Source organism: Streptomyces sp. NPDC004838 (genome assembly GCF_053600955.1).
Window position 1 is genome coordinate 25,287 of sequence record NZ_JBSGAW010000001.1, and the last position, 12,623, is coordinate 37,909.

At 70.5% G+C, this 12,623-nt stretch carries 10 protein-coding genes; all 10 read right to left on the bottom strand.

Going from position 1 to position 12,623, the window contains the following annotated elements; translation table 11 throughout:
- Positions 1–40 precede the first annotated feature (40 nt).
- Positions 41–1,684 (bottom strand): citramalate synthase, encoded by a 1,644-nt coding sequence (gene cimA / locus ACWEFL_RS00140; protein WP_451705141.1) that lies wholly within the window; start codon positions 1,682–1,684, stop codon positions 41–43.
- A 674-nt stretch (positions 1,685–2,358) separates the two neighbouring features.
- A complete protein-coding gene (locus tag ACWEFL_RS00145; protein ID WP_451705144.1) occupies positions 2,359–3,696 on the bottom strand; it encodes an MFS transporter in 1,338 nt (445 codons plus the stop codon).
- A 124-nt stretch (positions 3,697–3,820) separates the two neighbouring features.
- Positions 3,821–4,438 carry a TetR/AcrR family transcriptional regulator gene (locus tag ACWEFL_RS00150; protein WP_451705147.1) on the bottom strand — a complete coding sequence of 206 codons (618 nt, stop codon included), beginning with the start codon at positions 4,436–4,438 and terminating at the stop codon, positions 3,821–3,823.
- A gap of 330 nt (positions 4,439–4,768) precedes the next feature.
- Positions 4,769–5,791: an agmatine deiminase family protein gene (locus ACWEFL_RS00155; RefSeq protein ID WP_451705148.1), complete on the bottom strand. Its 1,023-nt coding sequence runs from the start codon at positions 5,789–5,791 to the stop codon at positions 4,769–4,771.
- 41 nt (positions 5,792–5,832) lie between these two features.
- Positions 5,833–7,524 carry an urease subunit alpha gene (locus ACWEFL_RS00160; RefSeq protein WP_451705151.1) on the bottom strand — a complete coding sequence of 564 codons (1,692 nt, stop codon included), beginning with the start codon at positions 7,522–7,524 and terminating at the stop codon, positions 5,833–5,835.
- Positions 7,521–8,219 (bottom strand): urease subunit gamma, encoded by a 699-nt coding sequence (gene ureA, locus ACWEFL_RS00165; protein WP_451705153.1) that lies wholly within the window; start codon positions 8,217–8,219, stop codon positions 7,521–7,523. Before ureA ends, ACWEFL_RS00160 begins: the two co-directional genes overlap by 4 nt.
- Before the next feature lie 528 nt (positions 8,220–8,747).
- Entirely contained in the window at positions 8,748–9,836 is a 1,089-nt protein-coding gene (locus ACWEFL_RS00170; RefSeq protein ID WP_451705154.1) for a branched-chain amino acid aminotransferase, read from the bottom strand.
- A gap of 298 nt (positions 9,837–10,134) precedes the next feature.
- The gene (locus ACWEFL_RS00175) at positions 10,135–11,175 is read right to left on the bottom strand and encodes a 3-isopropylmalate dehydrogenase (RefSeq protein ID WP_451705158.1); all 1,041 of its coding nucleotides are present in this window, start codon (positions 11,173–11,175) and stop codon (positions 10,135–10,137) included.
- Positions 11,176–11,401: 226 nt separating this feature from the next.
- Positions 11,402–11,533 (bottom strand): hypothetical protein, encoded by a 132-nt coding sequence (locus tag ACWEFL_RS00180; protein WP_451705160.1) that lies wholly within the window; start codon positions 11,531–11,533, stop codon positions 11,402–11,404.
- 225 nt (positions 11,534–11,758) lie between these two features.
- Positions 11,759–12,598: a helix-turn-helix transcriptional regulator gene (locus tag ACWEFL_RS00185; RefSeq protein WP_451705163.1), complete on the bottom strand. Its 840-nt coding sequence runs from the start codon at positions 12,596–12,598 to the stop codon at positions 11,759–11,761.
- Positions 12,599–12,623: the final 25 nt, after the last annotated feature.

Sequence of the window (12,623 nt, forward strand, 5' to 3'; positions counted from 1 at the left end):
CGGTGAGCGCTCCCGGTCACCGGCGTCAGGCGTCACCGCGTCAGGCGGCCGGTTCGACTCCCGCGCGGAGCAGGCCGTAGGTGTAGGCGTCCTCCAGCGCCTGCCAGGAGGCGGCGATGACGTTGTCCGCCACCCCGACGGTGGACCATTCGCCGTTGCCGTCCGCGGTGGTGATCAGGACGCGGGTGGTGGAGTCGGTCCCGTGGCGGCCTTCGAGGATGCGGACCTTGTAGTCGACCAGCTCCAGTTTGGCCAGTTGGGGGTAGAAGCGCTCCAGACCGACGCGCATCGCCCGGTCGAGCGCGTTGACCGGGCCGTTGCCCTCGGCGGTGGCGACGATCCGCTCGCCCTTGGCCCACAGCTTGACCGTGGCCTCGTTCGCGTGGGTGCCGTCGGGGCGGTCCTCGACGATGGCCCGCCAGGATTCCGTACGGAAGTAGCGGAGGGCTCCCTCCGCCTCGCCCCCGCGGAGTTCGCCGCGGAGCAGCAGCTCGAAGGAGGCGTCGGCGGCCTCGTAGGTGTAGCCCTGGAGCTCACGCTCCTTGACGCGTGCGACGACCCGGCCGACCAGTTCGCGGTCGCCGCCGAGGTCGATGCCCAGTTCCTTGCCCTTCAGCTCGATGGAGGCGCGGCCGGCCATGTCGGACACCAGCATCCGCATGGTGTTGCCGACCTGCTCGGGGTCGATGTGCTGGTAGAGATCCGGGTCGACCTTGATCGCGGAGGCGTGCAGTCCGGCCTTGTGGGCGAAGGCGGAGACGCCGACGTAGGGCTGGTGGGTGGAGGGCGTCAGATTGACGACCTCGGCGATCGCGTGCGAGATCCGGGTCATCTCGGTGAGCGCGCCCTCGGGGAGCACCTTCTTGCCGTACTTCAGCTCCAGCGCGGCGACGACGGGGAACAGATTGGCGTTGCCGACCCGCTCGCCGTAGCCGTTGGCCGTGCACTGGACATGGGTCGCGCCCGCGTCCACGGCGGCGAGCGTGTTGGCGACGGCGCAGCCGGTGTCGTCCTGGGCGTGGATGCCGAGGCGGGCCCCGGTGTCGGCGAGGACTGTGGAGACGACGGCCTGGATCTGCGCGGGGAGCATCCCGCCGTTGGTGTCGCAGAGGACGACGACGTCCGCGCCCGCTTCGGACGCGGCCCGTACGACGGCCTTGGCGTACTCGGGGTTGGCGCGGTAGCCGTCGAAGAAGTGCTCACAGTCCACGAAGACGCGGCGGCCCTGTTCGCGCAGATGGGAGACGGTGTCCCGGACCATCTCCAGATTCTCTTCGAGGGTGGTGCGCAGGGCCAGTTCCACGTGCCGGTCGTGCGATTTGGCCACGAGGGTGATCACGGGGGCGCCGGACTGGAGCAGTGCCTGGACCTGGGGGTCGTCCGCGGCGCGCGCGCCGGCACGGCGCGTGGCGCCGAACGCGACGAGCTGGGCGTTCCTGAAGGAGATCTCCTGCTGGGCGCGGGCGAAGAACTCGGTGTCCCGCGGGTTGGCGCCGGGCCAGCCGCCCTCGATGAACCCCACGCCGAAGTCGTCCAGGTGCCGAGCGATGGTCAGCTTGTCCGCGACGGTGAGATTGATGCCCTCGCGCTGGGCGCCGTCACGGAGTGTCGTGTCGAACACATGGAAGCCGTCGTCGGTCGCCGCGCTCTTGTCCGCGCCCTTGTCCGTGGACTGTGTGGTCATGGCTGTCTTGCTCCTGTCGGATGAAAGTGGCTCCCGGAATTACTGACTCCACTTGCCCCCAATCTTCGCGCGCGAGCCGCTTTCGGCCGGGGTCGGGGCCGGAAAACGAAAAAACCCCTCGCGGGTGCGAGAGGTCTGCGCGCGGGTCTGGGGCACGGTGAGCGCGTCGTACGTGGTGGTACGAGGCGGTCACTGCGGACCGGCGCGCCTGCTGCCGATAATGATGGCGAACGAAAGCACGGAGTCATCCTGCCATATGCATGGGGTGGGTGGGATAGGGGTCTCACCATTCGAACGGCGGCTGAGCCCGGGCGGGCGCTGGGCGCCGGCCCGGCGGGTGGTCTGGTGCAGGCCCAGGCGGGCCCCCTGCCCCCTGCGGCTGGGCGCCGGCCCGGCGGGACGCCTCGTGCAGGCCCAGGTGGGCCAACCCTCGCGGGGCTCCGCCCCGGACCCCGCGCCTCAAACGTCGGCGAGGCTGAGACGTGCGGGCCGCAACATCCGCCCGTAGCCGGACACGGGAAGCCAGCCCAACCCCCGACCCCTGCGGGCGCTGGGCGCTGGGCCGGCGGGTCACCTGGTGAAGACCCGGGGCCCCGGACCCCGCGGGGCTCCGCCCCGGACCCCGCGCCTCAAACGTCGGCGAGGCTGGAAGGCGCGGGCCCGGTGTCGTGGGATCAGGCGTTCGAGGGGGTGGGGTGGTCGGGGCTGGGGAGGTGTGAGGGGGAATCGCGGGGGCGGGGGTTGACGTGGGTGAGGTCGATGTCGCGGGTTTCGCGCATCGTGACGTAGACGATCAGGGACACCGCGGCGCACCCCGCCACGTACCAGTAGTAGCCGGACTCGGCTCCCGCGTCCTTGAACCAGAGGGCGACGTACTCGGCCGTGCCGCCGAAGAGTGCGTTGGCGATCGCGTACGGGAGGGCGACTCCCAGGGCGCGGACGCCCGTGGGGAAGAGTTCCGCCTTCACGCAGGCGTTGATGGAGGTGTAGCCGGTGATCACGACGAGCGCGAGCAGGGCGAGGCCCAGCGCGGGCCAGAAGGACCCCGCGTGCCGGAGCATCGTCATGATCGGGACCGTCAGGAAGGTCGAGCCGAGGGCGAAGGTGATCAGCAGCGGGCGACGGCCGACGCGGTCGGAGAGGCGGCCTGCCAAGGGCTGGAGGCAGGCGAAGACGATGAGCGCGCAGAAGGAGACGAGCGTCGCGGTCTGCTTGGGCAGGCCCGCGGAGTTGGAGAGGTACTTCGTCAGATAGGTCGTGTACGTGTAGTACGCCACCGTCCCGCCCATCGTCAGCGCGATGACCAGGAACGCCTCCCGCTTGTGCGCCAGCAGCGCCTTGATCGTGCCCTTCTCCCCCGCCGGCGTGTCCGCGGCGGACTCCTCGTACACCTCGGTCTCCAGCATGGCGCGCCGCAGATAGAAGACGACCGCCGCGCCGAGCGCGCCGATGATGAACGGGATGCGCCAGCCCCAGTTGTGCAGTGCCTGGTCCGACATGGTGCGCTGGAGGATGATCTGGAGGCCGAGGCCGAGGATCTGGCCCGCGGTCATCGACACGTACTGGAAGCTGGAGGCGAAGCCCCGGCGCTCGGGCGGGGACGCCTCGGTGAGATAGGTCGCGCTGGCGGCGTACTCGCCGCCGACCGACAGACCCTGGAGCAGACGGGCGATCAGCAGCACGGCCGCGCCGCCGTATCCGGCGACCGAGTAGGTCGGCGCGACGGCGATGAGGACGGCCGACGCGGACATCAGAGTGACGGTGAGGGTGAGCGCCGTCTTGCGGCCCTTGCGGTCGCCGACCCGGCCCAGCAGCCAGCCGCCGACCGGGCGCATGAAGAAGCCGACGGCGAAGATGCCCGCGGTGTTCATGAGCTTCGCGGTGTCGTCTCCCTCCGGGAAGAACGCGCCCGCGAAGTAGGTGGCGAAGCTCGCGTAGACGAACCAGTCGAACCACTCCACCATGTTTCCGGCGGAGCCGACCCAGATCTTCTTCCAGTGCTCTCGTCCCATGGGCGGAACCGTGCCGGAGGCGCCTGGGGCGGACAAGAGTTGCAGTGGCAACGATCAGGAGTACTTGCGTGCGTTGCGTTCCCGCGCAGGCACAGGCCATGTGGGGCACGGAAGCCGCATACCGTCAGGTGTTCGACGCCAGGAGTGATTCGGTCAGAAATTCGCTTACGTGAGCGAGAGCGCGCTCACGTCCGGCACCCGGAAGCCCGACCGCGACATGAACGCTGAAGCCGTCGAGCAGCGCGCGCAGCCGGGTGGCGAAACGGTCGGCGTCGACCCTGCGGAACTCGCCCCGCGAAATCCCCTCCGCGAGCAGGGCCACCAGGTCCCGGTGCCAGGCTCCCTCGATCGCCGCCTGGCGCTGGCGCGCCTCGTCGTCCGCGCCCTGGGACCGATTCCAGACCTCCAGCCAGAGGATCCAGTGCGGGTCGCGGGGTCCGTCGGGGACGTACAACTCCACATAGGCGTCGAGCCGTTCCGCCGCCGGGGTCTGCCGGGAGAGCAGTTCGCCGCGTTCCACGCCGAGGCGGCCCTCGCTCCACTCCAGGGTCCGCAGCAGGAGTTCGTCCTTGGTGCGGAAGTAGTAGAGGAGGTGGCCGCTGCTCATTCCGACCTCCCGGCCGAGCCCGGCCATGGTGAGGGAGTCGAGTCCGCTCTCGGCGATGGTGGCCATCGCGGCGGCGAGGACGGACTCACGGGGAGGTGCGACGTTCCGCCGCCGGGAACCCTGCCGACGGGTCATACGACAGCCTCCGCGTGAACATTTCCGCCAGGAACGGTCTCGTTCGGTCGTCGGCGACCACCTTGTGGCATGAGCTTCACCCGTACGTTGTACCGGACTTGGGGCGGCCGCCGGGGCGATGCGGTGGATTGCCGAGCGCCCTCGGCGCACGCCGGCGGACGAACCGGGTGCCGTCGGCGGTGCCCCACGTCCCGCTGCCCCGCGCGGCGGTGATCCGGCGTCGCGATCTGATGCAGGATGTAGGATACCCGACGCCGGATACTCGATACCGGATACCCGATACCAGATGCCGGATGCCGGATGCCGGACCTCGGGCGTCGGAGCGACGGGTCAGGCGCCCGACCGGGGCTGCTGCTGCGTGATGCAGTGAATGCCTCCCCCACCCGCGAAGATGGTCCGCGCGTCCACGAGGACCACCTCCCGGTCCGGGTACAGGCGGCGGAAGATCGCCGCGGCCTCCTCGTCGCGCGGATCGTCGAAGGCGCAGAGCACCACACCGCCGTTGCAGACGTAGTGGTTGATGTACGAGTAGTCGGCCCAGCCGCCCTCTTCGTCGCGTACCACCGTGGGCGCGGGAACCTCGACGACCTCGATGGGCCGGCCGCGGGCGTCCGACCGGGTCCGGAGGAACGCCACGTTCTCCTTGCAGATCTCGTGGTCCGGGTGGGCCGGGTCGGGCTGGGTGTGGGCGACGACGACCCCCGGGCCGGCGAAGGCGGCGACGATGTCGACATGGCCGAGGGTGCCGTAGCCGTGCGGCGGATAGTCGGCGGTCAGTCCGCGCCTGAGCCAGATCGCCGTGGTCGTGCCGAGCTTGGCGTGGATCTCCGCCTCGACCTCGTCCTTCGTCCACTGGGGGTTGCGTTCCGGGCCGAGCTGTACGGTCTCCGTCAACAGGACCGTGCCTTCGCCGTCGACATGGATGCCGCCGCCTTCGTTGACGAGGGCCGAGCTGTGGACGGGGACGCCCGCGAGGTCCGCTACATGGCGGGCGATCTTGGAGTCGTGCTCCCAGGAGGCCCAATCCTGGGCTCCCCAGCCGTTGAAGACCCAGTCCACGGCGGCGAGGCGGGTGCCGTCCGTGACGAAGGTGGGGCCGATGTCCCGCATCCAGGCGTCGTCGAGATCGCGTTCGACGATGTCGATCTCCGGGCCGAGGACGGATCGTGCCTCGCCGGTCAGTCCGGGGCCGACGACCATGGTGACCGGCTCGAAGCGGCGTACGGCACGGGCGACGTCCGCCCAGGCGCGGCGGGACGCGGTGAGGCCATCGCCGCTGAAGGTGGTGTTGGGGACGGGCCAGGCCATCCAGGTGCGCTCATGAGGGGCCCATTCGGGCGGCATACGGAACATTTCGGCGGTCCTAGAGGGGTGTCAGAGGAAGTAGAGGGGTGTCAGAGGAAGTAGAGGCGGTTGAGGGCGACCGAGTCCGAGGGCTCGGAACGGATGGGGTCGCCGTCGAGGGTGACCAGTCCGGTGCGGCTGTCCACTCCCACCGCGCCGGTCCGGGAGTTGAGTCTGAGGTCGGCCGGTCCGATGCCGCGCGTGCCCTGGACGGCGACCCTGCGCCGGCGCGTCGGCAGCAGATCGGAGCCGAGGTCGATTGCGGCCCGCGCGACGAAGGCGACGGAGATGTCCGCCGGGGTCGCGCCGAAGGCCCCGAACTGCGGTCCCAGGACCAGCGGCTCACAGGCGTCCGTGGCGGCGTTGGGGTCGCCGGTGACTCCGTACGCCGGGAAGCCCGACTTCAGTACGAGCTGGGGCTTCGCCCCGAAGAACCGCGGCTCCCAGAGCACGATGTCGGCCATCTTGCCGACCTCGATGGAGCCGATCTCCTGCGCGAGACCGTGGGCGATGGCGGGGTTGATGGTCAGTTTGGCGATGTAACGCAGGACGCGGCCGTTGTCGTCGTGCGGGCCGTCGCCGTCCAGAGGGCCCTGTTCGGCCTTCATCTTCCCTGCCATGGCGAAGGTCCGGCGTACGGTCTCGCCCGCGCGGCCCATGCCCTGCGCGTCGGACGAGGTGATGCCGATCGCGCCGAGGTCGTGGAGTACGTCCTCCGCGCCCATCGTTCCGGCGCGGATGCGGTCGCGCGCCATGGCCGCGTCACCGGGCAGATCGGTCTTGAGGTCGTGCGCGGAGACGATCATGCCGTAGTGCTCGGCGACGGCGTCCCGGCCGAAGGGAAGGGTCGGATTGGTGGAGGAGCCGATGACGTTCGGCACGCCGGCCATCTTCAGGACGTTGGGTACGTGTCCGCCGCCGCAGCCCTCGATGTGGAAGGCGTGGATCGTGCGGCCGTCCAGCACCCGCAGGGTGTCCTCGACCGACAGGCACTCGTTCAGTCCGTCGGTGTGCAGGGCGACCTGGACGTCGTGTTCCTCGGCGACCCTCAGCGCGGTGTCCAGCGCGCGGGTGTGCGCGCCCATGTCCTCGTGGACCTTGAATCCGGACGCTCCGCCCTCGGCGAGGGCCTCGATCAGCGGGGCGGGATCGGACGAGGAGCCACGGGCCAGGAAGCCGATGTTCACGGGCCAGGCGTCGAACGCGCCGAAGGCGTGCTTCAGCGCCCAGGGCGAGTTGACGCCGACGCCCCAGACCGGGCCGAACTCCTGGCCGATGACGGTGGTGACGCCGGAGGCGAGCGACGCCTCCATGATGCGCGGCGAGAGCAGATGGACATGGGTGTCCACGGCTCCGGCGGTGGCGATCAGGCCCTCGCCGGAGACGATGGTCGTACCGGTGCCGACGACGACGTCCACGCCGTCGAGCGTGTCCGGGTTCCCGGCGCGGCCGATGCCGGCGATCCGGCCCTCGCGGATGCCGATGGAGACCTTGCGGATTCCCTGGACGGCGTCGATGACGAGGACGTTGCTGACGACGACGTCGCAGGTCTCGCGTACGGCGGCGGCCTTGAGGTGCAGTCCGTCGCGGGCGGTCTTGCCGAACCCCGCGAGGAACTCGTCACCGGGGCGCTGGGAGTCGGACTCGACGCGCACGACGAGCCCGGAGTCTCCGAGGACGACCCGGTCCCCGGCGCGGGGGCCGTGGACGGCGGCGTACTCATGGGGATCGATTCCGGTCATCGGTTCGCCTCCGGAGCGCTCGCACCCAGGTAGCCGCAGGCAGCCGCGTTCCGCAGGGCCTCCTCCTTCGCGCCGGGGGCGTCCAGCGGGCCGTCCACCAAGCCCGCGAAGCCGATCGCGATCCGGTCGCCGCCGATGGGGACCAGCCCGACCTCGCATTCGCTGCCGGGGTCGAAGCGGACGGAGGAGCCCGCGGGGACGGAGAGCCGCATCCCGTACGCCGCCGAACGGTCGAAGTCGAGGCGGGGGTTGGCCTCGAAGAAGTGGAAGTGCGAGGTGACGCTCACCGGTACGGGCGCGGTGTTCCGTACGGTCAGACGCGCCACGGGCGCGGGCACGGGATCGGCCGGGCCCGGCAGGACCGCGCCGGGCGCGGCAGTGCCGAGACCGCCGCCGCCGATCGGGTCGGAGACCACGGCCAGCCGGGTCCCGTCGTCGAAGACCGCCTCGACCTGGACCTCGGTCACCACGTCGGCGACACCGGGCAATACGTCATCGGGTCCGAGAACGGACCGCGCCGCCTCGATCGCGTCCGCCAGCCTCCGCCCGTCGCGGGCGGCCTCGCACACCGTGTCCGCGATCAGGGCCGTCGCCTCCGGAACGTTCAGCCGCAGCCCCCTGGCCCGGCGCGCCCTCGCCAGCTCGGCAGCGCTGAAGAGCAGCAGCCGATCCCGCTCGGTAGGGGTAAGTCGCATCCCGCCACACCTCCTTTAGAGCGCCACTCTAACCTTATGGCGGCCGCGAGAGAAGCAGGGGCGCTTCATGGATCGAGTGATGCTCGAACCGCTGGCGGTAACCGGCGGTAAGACGACTCCGACCGGATCCACAAGGTGTTCCGGATCGCGGGCGTGGTTCCGAATTGCGGGTTTGGTTCCGGATCGCGGGTGTGGTTCCGGATCGCCGCGCGGAACGCCCGTACGGACGAATCCTGCGGACGGATCCTGGCCGGTCGCGGTCGGCGGTACGGGCAACCGCGTACGGGTTCCCCGTGGCGGCCGGTGCCGTACGGCTCCGGCCGGCTCACGGTCCGCTCGGACGCGCCCATGCCCCCGTCCTCGCGGCGGCGGGAGCGGGTCTCACCGATGCGGGGACGGGGGCATGGACGGGGTGTGGCGGCCAGCGGTGGCGGCCGACGGTCGCGGCCAGCGGTCGGCTGTCGCCGGCCGGCGATCGGCGGTCTGCCGCGATGGGAGCGGGAGCGCCGGCCGTACGCGAGCGGCGGGTCAGCCCAGCTCGTGCATCCAGCCGTGCTCGTCCGCCGCGACTCCGGTCTGGATGTCCAGCAGGGCCTTGCGCAGCTTCAGCGTGACCTCGCCGGGCTGTCCGTCGCCCTGGATCCAGTCGCCGCCCGTGGACTTGACCGAACCGACCGGGGTGATCACCGCGGCCGTGCCGCAGGCGAAGACCTCGGTGAGCGAGCCGTTCTCGGTGTCCCGCTTCCACTGCTCGGTGGAGATCCGGCCCTCCTCGGACTCGTATCCGAGGTCCTTGGCGAGCTTGAGCAAGGAGTCACGGGTGATGCCCGCCAGGAGGGAGCCGGTCAACTCGGGGGTGACGATGCGGTCCCCGTACACGAAGTACAGGTTCATGCCGCCCATCTCCTCGACCCACCGGTGCTCCAGGGCGTCCAGCCAGACGACCTGGTCGCAGCCCTTGGCGGCGGCTTCGGCCTGAGCGAGAAGGGAGGCCGCGTAGTTGCCGCCGGTCTTGGCGAAGCCCATGCCGCCGGGGACCGCGCGGACGTAGTTCTCGGAGAGCCAGACGGAGACGGGCCGCACCCCGCCCGCGAAGTACGCGGCGGCCGGGGAGGCGATGACGATGAAGAGGTACTCGTTGGCCGGCCGGACGCCCAGGCCGACCTCGGTCGCGATCATGAAGGGGCGGAGGTACAGCGACGCCTCGCCGCCGTGCGCCGGAACCCACGCCTTGTCCTGCTGGACGAGCGCGTCACACGCCTCGATGAACGTCTCGACCGGCAGCTCCGGCATGGCGAGACGGCGGGCCGAGCGCTGGAAGCGCTCGGCGTTGGCGTCGGGGCGGAAGGTGGCGACCGAGCCGTCGGGGCGGCGGTACGCCTTGAGGCCCTCGAAGATCTCCTGCGCGTAGTGCAGGGTCATATTGGCCGGGTCGATCGACAGCGGCGCGTAGGGCGTGAGCTGGGCGTCGTGCCAGCCGCGTCCCTCGGCCCACTTGACCGTCACCATGTGGTCGGTGAAGTGGCGGCCGAATCCGGGGTCTGCCAGGATCGCCTCGCGCTCCGCGTCGGAGAGCGGGTTCGCGGACGGCTTCAGCTCGATCGTGGGCGTCGTCATGAGTGCAAAGTCCTTCACCGTTGGTTTGACGGACCGCGCTCACGCCGCTGGTGGTGCTAGGACGTCCGAGCATTCCCGCATGCCACGGCCCGGTTCGATTATCGCCCGATCGGGCTGGAGCGAGAAAGCGGGGTGGAACGGAGGAACCCGCCGGGAAACAGCGTAAATCAGCGGTACTGCTCGGGAATCGGCGGAAAGCAGCGAGAACACGGTCCAGGGTTGATGGTCGCACCCGGTGGCCGCACAGCAGAAGCCGCCGGGCGCTGATGCGACCCGGCGGCTCGGTGGAATCGTCGGGTCAGCCGGCTACTCGTACGGCGAGCGCGTCGCCGATCTCGTCCGTGGTACGGAAGACCCCGTCGCGGCCCGCGAGGTCCGCGGAGACGGCCTCCTCGATACGGACGGCCTCGGACTCGAAGCCGAGGTGCCGCAGGAGCAGGGCGACGGAGAGGATCGTGGCCGTCGGGTCCGCCTTGCCGGTGCCCGCGATATCGGGCGCGGAGCCGTGGACGGGCTCGAACATCGACGGGAAGGCGCCCGTCGGGTTGATGTTGCCGGACGCGGCCAGGCCGATGCCGCCGGTCACGGCGGCGGCGAGGTCGGTGAGGATGTCGCCGAAGAGGTTGTCGGTGACGATGACGTCGAAGCGCTCCGGCTGGGTGACGAAGAAGATCGTCGCGGCATCGACGTGCAGATAGTCGGTGGTGACCTCGGGGTACTCCTTGCCGACCGCGTCGAAGATGTTCTTCCACAGGTGGCCCGCGTAGACGAGGACGTTGTTCTTGTGGACCAGCGTCAGCTTCTTGCGGGGGCGGGAGTTGGCCCGCTCGTACGCGTCACGGACGACGCGCTCCACTCCGTACGCGGTGTTCAGGCTGACCTCGGTGGCGACCTCGGCGGGGGTGCCGGTGCGCAGCGAGCCGCCATTGCCCGTGTACGGGCCCTCGGTTCCCTCACGCACGACGACGAAATCGATGTCGGGCGTACCGGCCAGTGGAGTGGCGGTGTTCGGGAACAGCTTCGACGGACGCAGATTGACGTAGTGGTCGAAGGCGAAGCGCAGCTTCAGCAGCAGCCCCCGCTCCAGTACGCCGGAGGGCACGGTCGGGTCGCCGATGGCGCCGAGGAGGATCGCGTCGTGGCCCTTGAGCGCCTCCAGCTCCGCGTCGGGGAGGGTCTCCCCGGTGCGGTGCCAGCGCTGGGCCCCGAGTTCGTACTCCTTGGTCTCCAGCTTCACATCCTGCGGGAGGACGGCCGACAGGACCTTGAGACCCTGGGCCACGACCTCCTGACCGATGCCGTCACCGGGGATCACTGCGATGTTGAGGCTGCGAGACATGAGGGGCACCCTACTCGTCGTCCCATCCCATGACACGGGGCGTCCACGTACTGGACGGTACGGGTCCACTACAGGCACCGCGGGCGCCTGACGTCCGGATCCGTCCCCGGACGCCTTCCCGGCCGGGGAGGCCGACGCCTGAAGGGGTTCAGGCGTCCGAAGGGGTTCGTGGGGCGTGGGTCGCGGTTCGCGGTTCGCGGTTCGCGGTTCGCGGGAAGCCTCGGGGTCAGTGCCCCGTGGCTCCGCCGTTGTCACGCCGGTCCAGCGCGCGCTGCAGCGCGGCGGCGGCGTTCCGGCGGTCGGATTCGGTCGTGCGAGCGGACGCGTGGCGGACGCGGCGAGCGGTCTCAGCGGGCATGGTGATCGACTCCTTGAGATCACGGGGATTTCGAGGTGCCGGATGGGGCGGTGAGCGCGCCGCAGGGGTTGCCTGCCTCGGGCACTGGCTCAGGACCGCCATTCGCTGGATCGAGCGAGACGTTCGGCTCCTACAAAGTTAGGACAGGTACGCGCTTCTGTCTCTACAAATAATCGGACTTCCTACTATCTGAGACGGAAATCATGGAACCCCCTGGTCACAGCGTTATGGCCGCATGCTCTGCAGGCCCACCACGCGCAGCAGCCGAAGCCTCTCGTACGCCGGTGTGCCGGGCCTCGCGCTGTGCACGATCAGCACCTGTCCCCGGTCCGCCCCGATCAGCACCTCGCAGTCCAGTTCGAGGAGCCCGACGACCGGATGGACGAAGCGTTTGACCGCGGCACGGCGGATCGCCACCTCGTGGCCCTCCCAGAGCGCGGCGAACTCATGGCTCACCGCCAGCAGTTCGGCGACCAGCCCCGCCGGGCCGGGATCGGCGGGCCGGGCCGCGAGCACCGCGCGGAGCTGGGCGACATGACCACGGGAGTGCTGGTCGTGGTCCTCGGGCGGGAAGAGCGAGCGGGCGGCCGGGTCGGTGAACCACTGGCGGACGATATTGCGGCCGACCGTCCCGACCGCCGGGCCCCCGGCGAGCGCCTCGGCCAGCGCGTTCTGTGCCAGCACCTCGCCCCAGTCGCTCATCACCTGCGCGGGAGCGTCGTACAGCCGGTCGAGGACCATCAGCAGTCCGGGCCGTACATGCCGGGCCGAGCCGTGGGTCGCGCGCGGCGGCTCCTCCCCCGCCAGATGGAAGAGATGGTCGCGCTCGTCCTCGCCCAGCCGCAGGGCGCGGGCGAGCGCGGTCAGCATCTGGCGTGAGGGGTGCGAGCCCCGCGACTGTTCGAGCCGGGTGTAGTAGTCGGTGGACATTCCGGTCAGCCGGGCGACCTCCTCGCGACGCAGCCCCGGCGTACGTCGGCGGGCGCCCGCCGCGAGGCCCACATCGGCGGGGCTCAGCCGCGCACGGCGGCGGCGCAGGAAGTCGGCGAGTCCGGTGCGGTCCACGCCTCCAGCATGGCCGGGCGGACGG